The following is an 18,170-nucleotide window of genomic DNA, read 5'->3' on the forward strand; positions in this document are numbered from 1 at the left end:
ATAATAACGAACGGCCTAGCCCCTTGTAATTTCTACAATAATTCTTTATGATAGGTATTGATGACTTTGACCTAAAAAAAGCCATTGTATTATTTCTCTGTGAACGTGAATGATTTGAAAAATTGTGAAAAAAACCAACTAAAAATTTACTCAAGACGATAAGGAACCAGCCAAAATGAAGAAAATGATTATCCACGGTGGAAAACGCCTAACCGGTGAAGTTGTTATTGGCGGTGCTAAGAACAGTACAGTCGCCATTATTCCGGCTTCGATCCTCTCAGAATCAAAGGTCACACTTGATGGCGTACCACGGATCCAAGATGTTGACAATTTACGTGCAATTTTAGCTGATATGAATGTTACTTCTGAATTAACTGAATGTGGCTTGGAGATCGATCCGACCCAGATCATTTCTAAACCATTACCAAATGGGAAAATAAAGAGTTTACGGGCATCTTATTATTTTATGGGAGCGCTGTTAGGGCGTTTTGGTCGCGCGATCGTTGGACTTCCTGGGGGCGATGACATCGGTCCCCGACCGATCGATCAGCATATCAAGGGCTTTGAAGCACTTGGGGCAACCGTTAGTAATGAGCATGGTGCTATGTTTATTCAAGCGCCAGATGAAGGTCTGCATGGGGCTAAGATCTATTTTGATATGGTCTCAGTGGGGGCTACGGTCAATATTATTTTGGCCGCTGTTCGCGCTACCGGGGTAACGGTGATCGAGAATGTAGCTAAGGAACCTGAAATCATTGATTTGGCGACATTTTTGAATAATATGGGGGCCAAGATCCGCGGCGCGGGGACTGACACGATCCGGATCGAAGGGGTGCCCCATTTGTATGCGCGTAATGCGCACACGATCATTCCTGATCGAATCGAAGCGGGGACGTACTTGGCGCTAGCTGCGGCTTGTGGTAATGGAATCACCGTCAAGAATATCATCAGTGAACACTTGGATTCCTTCCTAGCAAAAATGGAAGAGATCGGGGTTCATTTCGATATTGGCGAAGATAGTATTTATGTCTATCCAACTGGTGATCTCCGGATGGTGACGATCAAAACTATGCCTTATCCAGGGTTTGCCACGGATCTGCAGCAGCCGATCACGCCCTTACTTTTGCGTGCCCAAGGTGAAGGCATGATCGTTGATAGTTTATACCCCCATCGTGTGCGCCACGTTCCGGAATTAGTGCGGATGGGTGCTAATATCTCGGTTGAAAATGACGTGATCCTCTTGCGGCACACTGATCAGTTACAGGGAACCGATGTGACGGCTGATGAGATACGGGCCGGGGCGGCCTTGATGATCGCGGGACTGATGGCTGAAGGGACGACAACGATCCATAAAGTCGAGAACATTTTACGTGGTTATGATCGTGTGATGGAGAAACTACGCGGATTAGGCGCCGATGTTGAAATGGTCGATGAGAACGATAACGCTGGCGTGGCTGCGGCCGAAGTTTTTCAAAAGAAAGCATTGTAATCAATCGCTTTCCGTGATAATATCTAATATTGTCAGACTACTTATGAATATGGACTCTAGGCTAGCAAATAACCTAGGGAAAAGGAGTTAATAATAATGAAACAAGGCATTCATCCAGATTTCCACGAAGTTGTTTTCATGGACTCAGCGACAGGTTTCAAATTTGTTTCTGGTTCAACTAAGACTTCAAAAGAAACAGTCGAATTTGAAGGTAAAGAATACCCATTGATCCGGGTTGAAATCTCATCAGATTCACATCCATTCTATACTGGCAAGCAGAAGTTTACTCAAGCCGACGGTCGTGTTGATCGCTTCAACAAGAAGTATGGCTTTAAGGATACTGGCGCTGGCGCTAAGTAATCAAGAATCGGTTTTAATGTGGAACCACACCGCGTTTAGCGGTGTGGTTTTTTGTGTTTTTCGGCACCTAGTCGACTTATGGTGGAAAGAATAAAAAAATAAACCGCGGCTGCGGTTTATTTAGAAGGAGTGTGGGCCAAAACGGGTTAGCTCCTGAGCAGTAGTCTAGCAAAAGTAGGTTGCGCTACGCGTGGCATTGGTGGATGGCAGATGTGGTCGGGCTCCAGGTCGGGCTGGGGGTGGTGGAACGCTGCGGGCACGACTTGAAGCTTTTCGGAAGACCACCGAAAATCTTCAAGCTCGGCCTTATTGTAGGCGATAAATCGCCAACAATAATATCGCGGCTGACTCACCCCCAGCCCGACCTTCCGCCAACAAACGAACGGACCACCAACGCCATGCTCCGCTCCAGCCGCTCAACGTTTTAGCAGTCGTTTGAGCACTCACGCCGACTGGCAAACTATGGCCAATTGATGGAGAACCACGCAATTGACGACCGTGGTTAGTGGTATAATCTTTAAATTGGTGACGCCAGCACAGTCTAACTGATGAACAAACCTAGTTCTCGGTGAATCGACAGAATTGAACGGTCTTTACCCATGATTGTCTAGGGAGCAGTAAAGATGTCCAACCCACTTGATGATCCCAGCGTTGCAGATGCCCATACCAACAGATTGCGTTCACCGTTGAGAAATAGCATGAATGATTCAAGCTAAGGCTATTTCAGCAGCGATCACTGGTTCTGATGTTGGAAATAGGCATCGACGATTTCCTTGATCTTGTCAACCTGACCAGTAACGAACAACGTCGCCGGTACTTTGATTTCAGGAAGTTGCTTCTTGTTGTCGAAGTTGGCGATTTGGTCAGGGACGACTAAGGCATCTAACGATTCCGCTGTATCGGGATCGAAACCGATCTCATACTCATCATCGAATACTTGATGGAGCTCTTGACTCAGTTTCTTATCGAATGGACTGGCGAGATTGGCGTAACCCAGTGATTGGTAACTCGCGTATAAGACAAAAACAATTTTTTTCATTTCTTTCTGCTCCTTGCTTGATTTTTGACCCTAACAGCTACGCGAAGCGGGCTGGGATAACAATGGTAGCGCTTGAATGACTGCTTAGCTTCTCGTATACTGATCATATAACCATCACAAATTATAGCATGCGGATTTGCGAAGCTTTGGATTTGTTAAGTCTTTTGACATGGAATGGCGTTTCGGGTAACTAGAGGGGAAGGCAATGATCATGACTCATGGTGAATTGATCAAAAAACTTCGGGTTGAACGTGGGCTCACCCAAGCAGAACTGGCTGAAGGGATTTGCAGTCGGACGACATTATCTGTTTTCGAAAATAATGGGACGTACCTTAGCGCCGAGATCCTATTCAAATATTTAGACCGTTTAAATGTCCTGCCCAATGAATATATGGCAATGATCGCGGCCAATGATCAAGTTGGCCTGCCTGAGCTTCCCGCTAATAAAGACTATCTGCTCCGGAAAATCGAGAGTTTGATCTATCAAGGGAAAAGCTTATCCCTACATGAATCTATTAGGGGATTTTACGCGGCGTACGCCGCTGATCATGATGTCTTTTACCTATACTTATTGATCCAAATCGAAGGCGCACGTTCATTGCAAGTAACTGGCCGGGTACAGCTCAATCCAGAGCTGATTGCTGATGCGAAATCATATTTAACGCGGAGCGAGAGTTTTCACAGCTTTGACCTGTTGCTCTTTACCAGCGTCTTGCACACTTACACAGCCGAACAACAAGCGGAGTATTATTCGCAGATCATCACGAAACGACTGCTCAACGCCTACGATCGCCCTGAATATAGCGCCTAACCAAATTTATCATTCGAGCAATCACGTTGCGTCTGGGCAATCAGGATTATGAACGGGCTAAACAATATTTAGGTGACTTACGGGAAATCACCAGACGATTCCCCGACATGGACTGTCACTTACTTTTTATGATTCTCGATGAAAAGTTAAATCAAGGCAATCAGCAGTTGGCCCAACAACATTTTGAGACACTAAGAATGATCGCAGTTAATGATCAACTTGATCCTGATATAGAGATTATTGGCTACTTACTTAACAATGATGGGTCCAGTGATGAATCGAACAGGTGCTGTTCCGTCTTCAACTAGAGCGTCTTTTGTTTTAAGCCGCCAACTCAGATCAGCTTAGCTGCGAAGGATCCCTGATATTTTTTTTGGAAAAATTTCCTAGATTTTATTTTGTGCGACGATTTCATCGGGATTCGTGGGAAAAGGTCTTATTGCGGCTTAGTCAATCTGATAAATTAATGCTCACGGTCTAACCGCACCTCTCTTTTGAAACGTGCTCGCTGGCCCAGCTCCCTGCGCTTAGCTACGCAATTGTTTCGGAAGCAAAGTGCGGCTTCCAAACCAATTGCTAGGCTAATGCTCGGGAGCTACCCCGTTGTGCGCTGTATTTTAATTTGAAACGTGCTGTGCACAACTGACTTCTGTGCTTAGCTACGCAATTGTTTCGGAAGCAAAGTGCGGCTTCCAAACCAATTGCTAGGCTAATGCTCGGGAGCTACCCCGTTGTGCGCTGTATTTTAATTTGAAACGTGCTGTGCACAACTGACTTCTGTGCTTAGCTACGCAATTGTTTCGGAAGCAAAGTACGGCTTCCAAACCAATTGCTAGGCTAATGCTCGAAGTCAACCCGTTGTGCACAGCACTCTTTATATTTTTTGCTTTCTTTTCTGGTACTTTTCTTTTATACTTAAGGCTTGAGAATCAGATTAGCTGTATTCTGGCGGAAGCTTCTGCTGGGGGCAAGCTTGAATTTGGGTGGAACCAAAAGGAGGACAATAAGATATGAAACTTTACCTCATGTATGGTGGTCGGACTGTTGAGCACGATGTGACTGTCATGAGTACCCGATCTGCGTTGAGTGCGGTCGATTACCAAAAGTACGAGGTTATTCCGATTTATATCACGCGTCAAGGTTTGTTTTTGAAGGGGTTGACCCTCACCGCACCGGTCGCGGCTGAGACTGCATTGAAACTTGATGCGGCTGAGCAAGCGGCATGGCGCCCTGAGCCGGACCACTCTTTAGGTACTAAGTTTGATTTTGCTGAGTTGGCTGGACAAAAAGATTGTGTTGTTTTTCCAATGATCCACGGAACTTGGGGTGAAGACGGCACGATCCAAGGTTTGCTAGAAGTTTTGGATGTGCCTTATGTTGGCTCTGGTATTTGTGCGTCAGCAGTGGGCATGGACAAGATCATGGCCAAAATCGTCTTTGATGAATATCAGATCCCGCAAGTGCCATATCTTTCGGTCTTGGCGGTTCACTATCGTGACGCGGACAAAGCGGCGCAGATCCGGGAACAGATCGCAACAGAAATGGGTTTCCCAGTTTATGTCAAAGCAGCGAACGCAGGCTCTAGTATTGGCGTCAGCAAGGCCGAAAGTAGCGAAGAATTGGTTGGCTGCTTAGCTGATGCTTTCACCTACGATGATCGGGTCGTGGTCGAAAAGGCTGTGCCGAAAGCGCGGGAATTAGCGGTCAGCCTGTTAGGAAACGATGATCCTAAGGCGTCGATTGCGGGTGAGATCGGGAAGAAACAAGACTTCTATGATTATGAATCGAAGTTTATCGATGGCTCGACTAAGTTGATCATTCCAGCGCCGATCACGGCGGAACAATTGGCTGAAGTTCAGAAGTACGCGGTAATGGCTTTTAACGCAGTCGGCGCGGCGGGCTTGACTCGAGCTGATTTCTTCCTTGATCGTGATGGTCAAGTTTGGTTGAATGAGATCCAGACGATGCCTGGTTTTACACAATTTTCGATGTATCCCTTCTTGTGGCAAGCGAGCGGTGTCCCTTACCCAGAATTGATCGATCAATTGATCCAGCTCGGTCTACAACGTTACGCCAGCAAGAAGCAGACTGTCGCGAATAAATAGTTTTATTGCTCAAGGTCTGCTGCTTTTGATTGGCAAGATTTAAAATATGAGGTTTGAATTGAGAGGTTCCTGGCATAAATGAAAATGACATTATCTGAGATCGTTCAGGCAATTGGGCTGGATGTTTCAGAAACTCAACAGTATCAATATCAAAACACAGTCGTGACGAGTATTTGTATTGATAGTCGTCAAGCGCGTCCCGGTAGTTTATTTGTTCCCTTGATCGATCAGCGAGATGGACATGATTTTGTGGAACAAGCAAAAGCAGCTGGAGCAGTCGCAACTTTCTGGCAGGCAGGTCATTCTGGGCGGCCGACAGATCTTCAAGTGATCGAGGTCACTGAAGTTTTACCAGCCTTGCAGAAATTGGCTCGCTATTATTTATTGAAAGTCAATCCGAAAGTGGTCGCGATCACTGGTAGTAATGGTAAAACGACGACGAAAGATATGATCGCGGCGATTTTAGCAAAGCAGCATAATACGGCAAAGACCCAAGCAAATTTCAATAATGAGATCGGAGTGCCTTTAACGATCCTCAGCATGGAGACGAATACGGAGGTATTGGTCGTCGAAATGGGCATGGATCGACCGGGACAACTGAAGTTTCTTAGTAACTTGGTGCAACCTGATGTGGCGGTGATCACCATGATCGGGGAGGCTCATATTGAATTCTTTGGGACTCGGGCCAAAATCGCTGATGCTAAAATGGAGATCACCGATGGTTTGAAAGAGGATGGGTTACTGATCGTCAATGGTGATGAACCTCTTTTGACCGCGCGTTCTGCGGACTTTGGACCGCGTACATTCGGTTTCAAGGAAGAAAATTATCTGTATCCAACGGCGATGACTTTAACTAAGAATCATAGCGAGTTTTCTGTGAATCGCTGGCCAGAAGTGACGTTTACGGTACCGATGATCGGTGAGTTCAATGTTTTGAATGCCTTGGCCGCTTTGTTAGTCGGCCGTCATTATCATGTTACGCCAGAACAAATGGCTCAGGCCTTGGCGCATTTTCAACCGACTGAGAACCGGACTCAATGGTTGACTGGAGATGCTGGTGAAGAGATCTTGAGCGATGTTTACAATTCAAATCCGACAGCAGCCCGAGAAGTGCTTGAAAGTTTTGTCAAGGTCGCGACGAAGGGTCGTCATGTGGCCGTCTTAGGTGATATGCTGGAATTGGGCGACCAAGCCGAGAAATTACACGCTGATCTGGCCAGTGAGTTGGATCCGCGTCATATTGAAGAAATTTATCTTTATGGTGATCTGATCCAGTCGCTCTATCACCGTTTGCGCGGTGTTTATCCCGCGGAAAAGTTACATTACTATCCATTGGGGCAACAGGCCGCGTTGATCGCCGATCTAAAGAATGATCTTCATTATGGTGATATGGTCTTGCTCAAAGGTAGCAACGGAATGAAATTAAAACAAGTCGTTCAAGCTTTGCTGTGATATCAAATCAGAGTGTGAGTCGACCTGGTCAGCTCCTGAGTATTAACCTAGCAATTGTTTTGGAAGCGCACCTTGCTTCCGGAACAATTGCGTAGTTAAGCGCAACAGCCAATCCTCGCGTAGCACGGTTCAAAAGAAAAGTCAGAAAGAAGCGTCAATCTTTCTGGCTTTTTTCATTTTTTCATGGGTATCCCAGTTTCTACCTAACTTTTTTCTGAAAACAAACAGCTTACTTCCTTGTGGTTTCCAAATGAAAATGGTAAGATATGTAGAACACTGATTAGAACAGTGTGATTGAAAAAAGTGATTACAAACAGTTATGAAAGTTGAACGGATGTCTCCTGCTGTGATGTGATTGTTTTTTTCGAATCCAGAGGAGGACATTTTTTGAAATTTTCAGAACTTAATTTAGAACCAGATCTATTAGAGGCCGTTGAACGCGCTGGCTTTACCGAAGCAACACCGATCCAAGCTGAAACCATTCCCTTGGTCTTAGCTGGTGATGATGTTTTGGGCCAGGCTCAAACTGGTACCGGTAAAACGGCAGCGTTCGGCTTGCCATCATTGCAACACGTTGACATGAATGACCCGCAGATCCAAACCTTGATCATTTCCCCGACTCGGGAATTGGCGATCCAAACACAGGAAGAAATGCAGCGTTTAGGCGCGGCCAAACATGTCAAGGTGCAAGTCGTTTATGGTGGTTCCGATATCAGCCGGCAAATTCGTAATTTGAAGAAGAAGCCACAGATTTTAGTAGGAACTCCTGGTCGTTTGCTTGATCACATCAATCGTCACACCGCTAAACTTGATGGCATCAAGACCATCATTTTGGACGAGGCTGATGAAATGTTGGATATGGGCTTCGTCGAAGACATTGAAAGCATTTTGAGTCATGTGCCTAATCAACATCAGACTTTACTTTTTTCAGCGACCATGCCGAAACAGATCATGGGCATCGCTGAACGCTTTATGCACGATCCGAAAATCATTAAGATCAAATCAAAGGAATTGACTGCTGATTTGATCGATCAATATTACATCCGTTCAAAAGAATTCGAGCGTTTCGATATGATGACGCGCCTCTTCGATGTTCAAAACCCTAAACTGGCCCTGATCTTCGGTCGCACGAAACGTCGTGTTGATGAGTTGACTAAGGGTTTACAGGCTCGTGGTTACAAGGCCGAAGGGATCCATGGTGATCTGACTCAACAAAAACGGATGAGCGTTTTACGCGAATTCAAAAATGGCGAACTACAATTTTTAGTTGCCACGGACGTTGCTGCCCGTGGTTTGGATATTTCCGGAGTTACTCATGTTTATAACTATGATATCCCCCAGGATCCTGATGGCTATGTCCATCGGATCGGGCGGACTGGTCGTGCCGGAGCGGCTGGGGTTTCTGTAACTTTTGTTGCCGGCAACGAGATGGGCTATCTTCATGCGATCGAAGACTTGACTCGGGTACGGATGACACCGTTGAAACCAGCAACTGCTAAAGAGGCATTCCGCGGTCAACTTCACGCGGCTTATGCGGAAGTTGAACATTTGATCAATGATTCTGATTTGGAACGTTTTGCTGGCCCGGCGCAAGAGTTATTGGAAAAATATACGCCAGAGCAGATCGCAGCCGCTTTATTACGGGCTCAGGTCAAGGATCCAAGTCAAGTTCCTGTTCATATCGCACCAGAACGGCCCTTGCCTTCACGGAAGGTCTCAAAGCCACATTATGGTAACAAGCGTGGCGGGGGTTCTCATTCTGGTTATAATCGCCGGAGTGATCGCAGTCATGGTGATCGTGATCGTTCGCGTGGAGATCGTGGTGGCGATTCACATGGTCGTCGTTCCGGTAATGGCGGAGGGCGCCGTCAAGGTAACAATAATGGCGGCAAACGTAACTTTAGTATTCGTAAGAATCCAACTGCATAATATTTCGCCAAGCCATCTGATTTGGATCAGAGCGGCACTGATTAAAGACCTGACTGGGTTCGGGTCTTTTTTTGTTGGAATATTTCGCATTTTAGCATGAATCATTCTCATCTTACTTTTCTTTTAGATGAATCAAGTTAATGTTGATCAATGGTATAATAAAACAGAACGATCAGTGGCTTTTGGCGACTGTTAGTAAAAACTTTGACGACTTGCGCGCTGATCAAATCATTCGCTTTTTGAAATCAGTGTGGTTAAACTAACGGGGAAGGTGGCGATCGAGATGATTGCAGGATTAGGTGTAGATATTACAGAGATCGACCGGATCGCAACGGCTGTTGCGCATAATCCCAACTTTGTGGATAAGGTGTTGACAGCTGCTGAGATCGCTCAGTTTGACGAACTGCAGGGACAACGACAATGGGAGTATTTAGCGGGCCGTTTTTCGGCCAAGGAATCATTCTCTAAGGCGATGGGCACTGGTCTGGGGAAGGTCAAGTTGCACGAGATCACGATCATCAATGATGCCTTAGGCAAACCTTGGATCAGCCAGCATCCTTTTGCGGGGCGTGCTTTGGTTTCGATCTCCCACACCGCGACGTTAGTATTGACAGAAGTTATTTTGGAAGAAGAATAGAGAGGTTTTCCAGTGCAAACATCATATTTAAGACCAACATATTTAGAAATCGACCAACAAGCTATTTATGATAATGTCCACCATGAGCGCGAACGCTTGCCCAAATCAAGTCAGTTATTTGCAGTCGTGAAGGCTGATGCGTATGGCCATGGTTTAGTACCAGTCGCTCGTGTTTGTCGCGCAGCCGGTGCGGCTGGCTTTTGTGTGGCGACCTTGGATGAAGCTTTGGTATTACGCGAGGCCCAGATCGTGGAGCCGATCTTGGTATTAGGCGTGACGAGTGTGACAACCGCAGCGATCGCGGCCAGTCAGCATATTTCTTTGACTGTGGCCGATCGTGATTGGTTGGTCGCTGTCGCCCAAATTTTGGCGGATAAAACAATGTTACCACCATTGGCCGTGCATCTGGCCACTGATACCGGTATGGGGCGGATCGGTTTTACCGAACCGACCGAATTGCAAAAAGCAGCGGAATTTGTATTGGCTCACCCAGAAACTTTTGAATTTGAAGGGGTCTTTACTCATTTTGCAACGGCTGATCAAACGGATCTGACGCACTTTGAACAGCAACAGGCTAAGTTCAAACAAATGATCGCGGCACTTCCGGCTAGACCGCGCTATCTCCACTGCGCGAATTCTGCGACGAGTTTGTGGCATGATGAGTTGGTCATGAATATGGTTCGCTTTGGGATCGCACTCTACGGCTTGAATCCCTCGGGGGCCGTGATTCCTGCACCATATGCGCTAAAACCAGCGCTGGCCTTATATAGCGAGTTGGTTTTCGTGAAAGAGATCCATCAGGGCGATACAGTCGGTTATGGGGCAACTTATCTAGCGCCAGCAGATGAATGGCTGGGGACAGTGCCGATCGGCTACGCTGACGGTTGGTTGCGGCGAATGTCCGGAATGGCTGTTTTGATCGAAGGCCAGCGTTGTCCGATCGTTGGACGGGTCTGTATGGATCAGATCATGGTCAAAATGCCCGAGAAATTTCCCGTTGGCAGTAAAGTGACTTTGATCGGTCGCGATGGTGCTGATGAGATCACGATCCAAGAGGTGGCGACTTATGCGCAGACGATCCATTACGAAATCGCTTGTGGGCTAGATAATCGGTTGCCCCGACACTATTTGCCCTTTGATCCAGATTAGCAAGTAGAGCGGGTTCGCTTTTTAGGTGGGCATAGTGAGCTTATTTACTGCACGCAGGTGACGCTGGCAAGATGTTGTGCACGGATCAGTCCAATAATAACCACGACAGTTAGGACCTGTGATACAATGATAACAATATTATGACCTGATGCTATTTGTTGTCGGTTGTATTTTTATTGATGTAGGTGAGGTAAAGAATCATTAAGAAAAGTTGAGTGAGATTATGGAACAAGAAGTTATGCGTGGTGATATTTTTTTTGCTGATCTATCACCGGTGATCGGTTCCGAGCAAGGTGGCTCGCGGCCAGTGTTGATCATTCAAAATGATACCGGGAATCACTTTAGTCCAACGGTGATCGTTGCGGCGATCACTGCGAAGATCAGTAAGCCGCGAATGCCGACCCATGTTGGCTTGACCCCAGATCCTGATGGTGTTGAACGGGATTCGGTCGTTTTATTGGAGCAAGTGCGGACGATCGACAAGCAACGACTCCAACAGCGAGTTTCGCATCTTAGTGTGGAACGGATGCTGACTGTGGACCAAGCGCTGGCTATCAGTCTTGGTTTGACGGAATCGGAATGATTACATAGTAGCGGTGTGCAAAGTAATAAGGTGATCGAGCGGTAGAAGTCTAGGGAATCAGCCTAGACTTCTTTTTGAAATAGGCATTGGTCTCTGGCGCCGATAAAGGTCAGATAAGAGGCTGACGGTCGGGGCTACGCATGCTACAATGAAAAGGAAACAGAAATAAAAATCCAGCTAATTGGTAAGCATAAGGAGCAGATAAAATGGTAGAACGTTTGATCAGTGCGCAATCGTCAGCGGTTTTGGCGATGTCCGCTACAGAATTGAAAACAGCGATCCAGGCCAGTGAAGGGCGGGTCATGTTGTCTGAAGACGTGGTGACGGCACAACCGCTGGCGGAGACGATCACTAATGCAGAGGTGGCCAGTGCGTTTGGTGCCGATCTGATTTTATTGAACTTATTCGATGTTGATCGGCCGTTCATCCTCGGTCTCAATGATGGTGAGGATTCTTTGGCAAATGTACAGCCAGATCCCGAAGCTGTTCATAAGTTGAAACACTTGATCGGGCGGCCAGTGGGGCTTAATTTGGAACCAGTCGCTCCTAATGCGGATATGCTTTCTGATCAACTTGAGGTCAGTCAAGGCCGGCAAGCAACGGCGGCTTCCTTCAAAAAAGCTGCGGCACTTGGTTTTGATTTTGTGTGTTTGACTGGCAATCCGGGTAGTGGTGTGGATAATGAAGCGATCATTAAGGCTTTGAAAGTGGCCAAGACGAATTTCCCCGGTTTGATCATTGCCGGTAAAATGCATGGTGGTGGCGTTAATGAACCGATCATTGATCAAGCCGTATTGTCTGCTTTGATCGAGAATGGCGCGGATATTATTTTGGTGCCAGCAGTAGGAACGGTTCCGGGCTTTACTGATGCGGAGTTGCTCCAAGTCGTGCGGCAAGCTCATGCCGCTGGTGCTTTGGTCATGTCAACGATCGGGACCAGTCAGGAAAGCGCCTCGACTAGTGTGATCGAACAGTTGGCGATCCGCAATAAAATCTGTGGGGTCGATATCCAACATTTAGGTGACGCTGGTTATTCAGGTGTTGCCCCTGTCGAAAATTTCATTGCGATGAGTAAGGCGATCCGTGGTCAGCGCCATACCTTGAATCGGATGGCTCGTTCAGTCAACCGCTAGTTTTTACTAGGCTGACCAATACTTGCGCCAAATAAAACAGACCTTAACGCGCATTTAACGTTAAGGTCTGTTTTTAAAAGAATAGTGACGTGCTGATCAGGTTTAAAGTGAGTTCTTTTCGTTGCGAATAGTCTCACCAGTTTGTAAGTCATCAATCTCCACAACACGATACTGCTTGCGTTCCAGTTTGTCGACGATCTCCGCTAGTGTTTTAGGCTTTAAGCCCGCAGGTAATGTGATCAAAGTCCGGCGGACAAAAGTACCTTTTTTAGCGTCCAGAGTCAAGATACCCGCGATCGAGGTGTATTTTGAAATGATTTTGGACATTTCAAAGAGATCACCCTGTTGGCCAGTCGACATGATCGTCAAAACATAACTACCGATATTTAAATTCCATGCTTCTGATAACATCCCTAGTAATTTCGCGTGGGTTAGGATACCATAGAAATTATGATTTTCATCGAGGACAGCAATGTAGGGTAGATCCTTGATATTGAAAAAGACCTTAAAGAAAGGTGAATCGATATCAATGGTTTTCGTGGCGTTCTTGAGTAGGTAAGTCACAGGCAGTTGCATATTGCCACCTTGAGATTTATGGCGGTAAATATGCATTTTGTAAATATTGCCGCGGAAGATCCGCCCACTCTCATCGAGGATCGGCACACAACGGAAACCAGAATCTTCGAGGATCTGCAAAGCCTCCTCTAAGGTCGCATTTTCTTTAACGGTGGTTAGTTGGTCTTTCTTTAAAACTAAGGTCTTGATTAACATAAGACTCCTCCTCAAACAAACTACTTAACGCTGTTATCATAACATAAAATCAGGAATTTTAAAATATATGAGAAGTTTATTATACCACTAATGAACAGTTTAATGTGAGGTAAATGAGAACATGCGTAATGAAATGATGGATCGACCGGTCGTTAAAGCGACCGTTCAGGATTTTCTACGAGCGCAACCTTTAGCGCTTAGCCCCCAACTAAAGCGGATCGAGCAAGCGGCCAACGAACGACGGATACCGATCATTCCTCGTGAGACCGCGGTTTACTTGTATCAATTGGTTCAACGATCACGACCAGAGCAGATTTTGGAAGTGGGGACGGCGATCGGTTTTTCAGCAGCATTATTTGTTGAGGCGAGCCAGCAACATGCGCAGGTCACCACGATCGATCGTTTTCCGGATTTTTATGAACGCGCGTTAACAAATTGGCAAAGTTTAGGTTATCAAGATCAAATCAAATTATTGCAAGGAGATGCGAGCGATCTTTTGCCGACTTTACCAGGCCCTTATCAATTGATCTTTTTAGATGCGGCCAAAGCACAGTACATCAAGTTCCTTCCGGAAGCATTACGCTTATTGGCCCCGAGTGGTAGTTTATTGATCGATGATGTGTTGCAGGGCGGTAGTGTTTTTGCGCCTGAGAGTACGATCCGTCATCGTAACAAGGGGATCCATCGGAATTTAAATAAACTATTTGCCAGCGTCTATGCGGATCCGCGCCTAAATGTCAGCCTATTACCGCTAGGCGATGGTGTGCTCCAAATTTCTTGGCGCAACCAAGCTTAAGAGCCTTGATCAACGGATGAATAGAAAAACACCTCAAGATTTTTGCCTAAATCTTGAGGTGTTTTTTAAAAGACGAGCACTGGTGTCCCAGTTGATACGAGCGCATAAACTTGCGCCATGACCTTAGGTGGGGTATTGATACAGCCATGAGAACCATGAGTCTTGTACCAATCACCACCATATTTTGGTTGCCAAGAAGAATCATGGATCCCAACACCAGTGGTATCGATCGGCATCCAATAGCTAACTGGTGAGGCGTAATCGGTGCCATCATCATTTTTACCCTTTAAAGTGGAGTTGCGTTCTTTAGCCCAGACGGACCACACTCCTGAAGGCGTATCTTGACCAGGTTTGCCAGTCACGATATCCGTGCTGATCTTCAAAGCGCCATTGATGTAAACATACATATGTTGATTGGTTTTATCGACCTCAACGTAAGTATTGCCGATATCAGTACCACTATTGGAATAGCCGCTACCTTGGATTGCTGGTGTCCGTGTGAAGTCTTTACCAGCAAGGATTGCTTCGGTCAGATTAGCTGTTTCCGTATTGACATTGATGCTCCAACCGTAGATACCAGCGGGAACACTGACAGTACCGCGCTTAGTCGACTTGAAGGCACGGGTATCATCAAAAGTCGCGTATTGATTGTTGAGACCGGAAAGATAACTAGCGAGCGCGCTTTGATCTAAGCCGATCTTTCCAGCGCTATAAGTCAGCCAAGAACGGATCTGAGCCGAACTGATTGTCTCGGTTTTGCCTGCGATCGTATAAGTCCCAGTCACCTGTTCGATCTTGTTTAGTTTCTTCAAGGCTGTTTGTAAGGTGGCAGACTCTTTCGTAACAGTTGGCTTGTCATAAGTGCTTTTGACTTGGATCCGGCGCTGGCCTTGATCAATCGCAGTTTTCATCGTGGCCAATAACTTGCTGGCGTTTAGCTTGGTCCCTTGGACTTCAGGCTTGATCGCAAAACCAGTGCTTGTTTTTTCCAAAGTCGCGTTTTTTGTTGCAGTTCGACCAGGGTTAAGCGTCTGGGTCGTTTTTGTGACAAAAGCCTTTAAGTTTTCATCATTGACCTGAACCGTATTCTTGTTGCTGTTTGTTTCTGCTTGAACGCTAGCGTTAAAACCCCAAGCGCTTTGCTGATTCAATAATTTCTTCAGACTGGCCCCAGTTTGTTGGGTCAGACCCAGCTCTTTACCTGTGATGGCGGTCAATTCTTGTTTGTCATCATAAAGTCGATACTTCGTATTCATCAATTTATCAGTCATTTTTTGTTTCGCGACCGGATAGGTCAATTTGCCGATATCGATGTTTTCAACTTTGGTTCCTGGTAAATAATGGGTCTGATAGAAAATGCCATGATGGATATAGAGTCCACCAAAAAGCAAAACAAGACCAACGCTTGCCACGGCCAGAATGATTTTGTTTTTCTTTTTCATCAAAAGACACCCGCTTTTTTGTTTACTTGTGGTAAGTATATTGTACCAGCATTTTATATTAATCCCAAGAAATCGTGCTGATTGCGTTGCCGGCAAACAGTCACGCCGTCATTTTGGCAGCGAATGGATAAAAACACTTTTATAATATGACATAATTGTAACACATGTAATATGTTTGTAAAGATAGTGACTGAAAGCAACTACCAATTATTATTTGGGAATGAAGCAACTATGATTTATTTGATTGAGCTTCTTTGAATGAAGCGCCAAAATAAAAAGGACTTGACCAAAACCTCAAAGTTTTGATCCAGCCCTCTTTCAATTATCTAACGGTAGTTTATTGACGTGTTTCGATTTCGCCTTTTGCGAAAGCATCGTCTAAAATCTTCTTTAATTGTTTAGCAGATGCTTGCATTGATTCTTGTTCATGATCAGTCAAAGGAATCTCCAAAATGTTTTGGACACCGTCACGATTGATCACGGCCGGGCTACCAATATAAATGTCATTCAGACCATATTGACCGTCCATATAAACGGACAATGGTAAAACAGCATTTTCATCATCAAGGATCGCACGCGTGATCCGAGCTAAGGCAGTTGCGATACCATAGAAAGTCGCGCCCTTTAAATTGATGATCGTGTAAGCAGCGTCACGAACGGATTCGAACATATCGACTAATTTAGTTTCATCGATCTCAGGATGTTGCTCGACCCATTCCGCAATCTTGATCCCAGCGATATTCGCGTGAGACCAAACGGCAAATTCGGTATCGCCATGCTCGCCCATAATGTAAGCGTGGACGGAACGAGCATCAACATCGACCAATTCAGCGATCGATTGACGTAAACGAGCGGTGTCCAAAGACGTACCAGAACCCACAACGCGTTCCTTAGGAAAGCCTGATAATTTCCAAGTAGCATAAGTCAAAATATCAACTGGGTTAGCAGCAACTAAGAAGATCCCCTTGAAGCCAGATTCAACAACTGGATCAACGATCGACTTCAAGATCTTCAAGTTCTTGTTGACCAAGTCTAAACGAGTTTCGCCTGGTTTTTGTGGCGCGCCGGCTGTGATGACCACAACATCAGCGTCTTTTGCATCTGAGTATTCAGCAGAATAGATTTGTTTTGGTTGTGTAAATGGTAATGCATTAGAAAGGTCAATCGCATCACCCTTGGTCTTGTCCTTAGCGATATCGACAATCCCGATCTCTTGGGCGATTCCTTGTAAAACTAACGCGTAGGCATAACTTGAACCAACGGCACCGTCGCCGACCAGCAATACTTTTTGGCGTTCTTTGATTTTTGCGTTTGACATGTATAATTCATCCTTTCGTGTGTGAACGTATTTACTTTGTAAGTATAACACATTTGTGACTGTTTGGTAGAGAAAATTACCAGCAATCATGAAAAAGATTAAATGGCGGTTTTCGTTATCACTCTCACAACATTTAAACCCTATTGAAAAAGGAAAATACCTATCGGAAAACGTTTTCAGTAAAAAAACATTAAACCGTTGATACACTTTTTTATCGCTGTACTAGCGATTTGGTTGCTCACCTGCCTCTGATCGAATTGTCAAAAAACAATTATAACCGCGCATTCACTCACATTATACCGATTACTTGAGCAGATGTGGACTAGAACGACTTATTGCCTTTCTAGCTAAACAGGATGAAGACTGCTACTATTGTTCAAATTTATCTAGCGATTGTTTCCAAACAGCTTTTGGCTGTCTTGCTCCGGTCAGACCTGATTTTACTTAGGGGTTGTGCTATAATTTCTTGTACGGAACTGGGGTTTTCCTTAAACGCCAGCTTTTTGTGTGTGGGTCAGCGTTTTTAAGCCTTTTATACGGAAACAGGGCTGATCAACCAAATTTTGAGACGAGGTAATCAATAATGAAAATGATCGTAGGTCTGGGTAATCCTGGCAAAAAGTATGAACACACGAAGCATAACGTCGGTTTTGACACGCTGGATCAGGTGGCTCAAACTTTAAATGTGCAGGTGACCAAGAACGAGTTTTCGGCCTTGACCGGAACGATCAAGCTTGGCAATGAGAAGATCATGTTAGTTAAGCCGCTAACTTATATGAATGATTCTGGGCGAGCGGTTGGCCAGTTAGCAAAATATTATCAATTTTATCCTGAGGAGATCGCCGTGATCCAAGACGATCTGGACCTACCTTTGGCCAAACTGCGCTTGCGGACACATGGTGCTTCTGGCGGTCATAATGGGATCAAGAGTATCATCAGTGCTTTGGGCACAGATAAGTTCAATCGGGTCAAGATCGGGATCCAACATCCGCAACGTTCAAAAGTCGTTGATTGGGTCTTAACCCCCTTTGCTGGGACGGATCGGCAGGCGATCGAGGTGACGATGGGTCGTGCTACTGATGCGCTGGTGCAGTGGAGCCAAGCTGATCTTGATTTTGCGGCATTGATGAATGAATTCAACTGAGCGGGCCATTGT

17 protein-coding genes are annotated in these 18,170 nt (G+C 45.6%); 13 read left to right on the forward strand and 4 right to left on the reverse strand.

What is annotated here, in order from left to right; translation table 11 throughout:
* Positions 1 to 175: 175 nt before the first annotated feature.
* Both murA and OCU21_RS06230 read left to right on the forward strand, forming a co-directional pair.
* Positions 176 to 1,489 carry a UDP-N-acetylglucosamine 1-carboxyvinyltransferase gene (murA, locus tag OCU21_RS06225; RefSeq protein ID WP_261806573.1) on the forward strand — a complete coding sequence of 438 codons (1,314 nt, stop codon included), beginning with the start codon at positions 176 to 178 and terminating at the stop codon, positions 1,487 to 1,489.
* Positions 1,490 to 1,585: 96 nt separating this feature from the next.
* Positions 1,586 to 1,849, forward strand: coding sequence for a type B 50S ribosomal protein L31 (locus tag OCU21_RS06230; protein WP_261806574.1), 264 nt, complete (start codon positions 1,586 to 1,588; stop codon positions 1,847 to 1,849).
* Between the two features lie 733 nt (positions 1,850 to 2,582).
* Here the strand turns inward: OCU21_RS06230 and OCU21_RS06235 are convergent.
* A complete protein-coding gene (locus OCU21_RS06235; protein WP_261806575.1) occupies positions 2,583 to 2,888 on the reverse strand; it encodes a hypothetical protein in 306 nt (101 codons plus the stop codon).
* A 205-nt stretch (positions 2,889 to 3,093) separates the two neighbouring features.
* Between OCU21_RS06235 and OCU21_RS06240 the strand changes: the two genes are divergently transcribed.
* The 9 genes from OCU21_RS06240 (at position 3,094) to OCU21_RS06280 (ending at position 12,687) form a co-directional block, all read left to right on the forward strand.
* A complete protein-coding gene (locus OCU21_RS06240) occupies positions 3,094 to 3,699 on the forward strand; it encodes a helix-turn-helix domain-containing protein (protein WP_261806576.1) in 606 nt (201 codons plus the stop codon).
* Between the two features lie 26 nt (positions 3,700 to 3,725).
* Positions 3,726 to 4,007, forward strand: a complete 282-nt coding sequence (locus OCU21_RS06245; protein ID WP_261806577.1) for a hypothetical protein — start codon at positions 3,726 to 3,728, stop codon at positions 4,005 to 4,007.
* A 702-nt stretch (positions 4,008 to 4,709) separates the two neighbouring features.
* Complete coding sequence (locus OCU21_RS06250) at positions 4,710 to 5,804, forward strand: D-alanine--D-alanine ligase family protein (RefSeq protein ID WP_261806578.1); 1,095 nt, start codon at positions 4,710 to 4,712, stop codon at positions 5,802 to 5,804.
* A 78-nt stretch (positions 5,805 to 5,882) separates the two neighbouring features.
* On the forward strand, positions 5,883 to 7,256 hold the full coding sequence (locus tag OCU21_RS06255; RefSeq protein ID WP_261806579.1) for a UDP-N-acetylmuramoyl-tripeptide--D-alanyl-D-alanine ligase: 1,374 nt from the start codon (positions 5,883 to 5,885) through the stop codon (positions 7,254 to 7,256).
* Positions 7,257 to 7,643: 387 nt separating this feature from the next.
* On the forward strand, positions 7,644 to 9,185 hold the full coding sequence (gene cshA / locus OCU21_RS06260; protein WP_261806580.1) for a degradosome RNA helicase CshA: 1,542 nt from the start codon (positions 7,644 to 7,646) through the stop codon (positions 9,183 to 9,185).
* 283 nt (positions 9,186 to 9,468) lie between these two features.
* Positions 9,469 to 9,822 (forward strand): holo-ACP synthase, encoded by a 354-nt coding sequence (gene acpS, locus OCU21_RS06265; RefSeq protein WP_261806581.1) that lies wholly within the window; start codon positions 9,469 to 9,471, stop codon positions 9,820 to 9,822.
* A gap of 12 nt (positions 9,823 to 9,834) precedes the next feature.
* Entirely contained in the window at positions 9,835 to 10,971 is a 1,137-nt protein-coding gene (alr, locus tag OCU21_RS06270) for an alanine racemase (RefSeq protein WP_261806582.1), read from the forward strand.
* A 223-nt stretch (positions 10,972 to 11,194) separates the two neighbouring features.
* Complete coding sequence (locus OCU21_RS06275) at positions 11,195 to 11,554, forward strand: type II toxin-antitoxin system PemK/MazF family toxin (protein WP_261806583.1); 360 nt, start codon at positions 11,195 to 11,197, stop codon at positions 11,552 to 11,554.
* Between the two features lie 206 nt (positions 11,555 to 11,760).
* Positions 11,761 to 12,687 carry a DUF7916 family protein gene (locus tag OCU21_RS06280; RefSeq protein WP_261806584.1) on the forward strand — a complete coding sequence of 309 codons (927 nt, stop codon included), beginning with the start codon at positions 11,761 to 11,763 and terminating at the stop codon, positions 12,685 to 12,687.
* Between the two features lie 102 nt (positions 12,688 to 12,789).
* On the opposite strand, the gene cbpA is transcribed toward OCU21_RS06280, so the two are convergent.
* Positions 12,790 to 13,458: a cyclic di-AMP binding protein CbpA gene (cbpA, locus tag OCU21_RS06285; protein ID WP_261806585.1), complete on the reverse strand. Its 669-nt coding sequence runs from the start codon at positions 13,456 to 13,458 to the stop codon at positions 12,790 to 12,792.
* Between the two features lie 121 nt (positions 13,459 to 13,579).
* Between cbpA and OCU21_RS06290 the strand changes: the two genes are divergently transcribed.
* Positions 13,580 to 14,254 carry an O-methyltransferase gene (locus OCU21_RS06290; protein ID WP_261806586.1) on the forward strand — a complete coding sequence of 225 codons (675 nt, stop codon included), beginning with the start codon at positions 13,580 to 13,582 and terminating at the stop codon, positions 14,252 to 14,254.
* Positions 14,255 to 14,319: 65 nt separating this feature from the next.
* On the opposite strand, the gene OCU21_RS06295 is transcribed toward OCU21_RS06290, so the two are convergent.
* Together OCU21_RS06295 and OCU21_RS06300 are read right to left on the reverse strand one after the other, a co-directional pair.
* Positions 14,320 to 15,696 (reverse strand): L,D-transpeptidase family protein, encoded by a 1,377-nt coding sequence (locus OCU21_RS06295; protein WP_261806587.1) that lies wholly within the window; start codon positions 15,694 to 15,696, stop codon positions 14,320 to 14,322.
* Between the two features lie 337 nt (positions 15,697 to 16,033).
* Positions 16,034 to 17,014, reverse strand: a complete 981-nt coding sequence (locus tag OCU21_RS06300) for an L-lactate dehydrogenase (protein ID WP_261806588.1) — start codon at positions 17,012 to 17,014, stop codon at positions 16,034 to 16,036.
* A gap of 583 nt (positions 17,015 to 17,597) precedes the next feature.
* Here OCU21_RS06300 and pth point away from each other — a divergent pair.
* Entirely contained in the window at positions 17,598 to 18,158 is a 561-nt protein-coding gene (gene pth, locus OCU21_RS06305; protein WP_261806589.1) for an aminoacyl-tRNA hydrolase, read from the forward strand.
* The last annotated feature ends 12 nt before the right edge of the window (positions 18,159 to 18,170 follow it).

Origin of the sequence: Lapidilactobacillus luobeiensis (genome assembly GCF_024345205.1) — a bacterium.
In the GTDB taxonomy this organism is placed as follows: Bacteria; Bacillota; Bacilli; order Lactobacillales; family Lactobacillaceae; genus Lapidilactobacillus; species Lapidilactobacillus luobeiensis.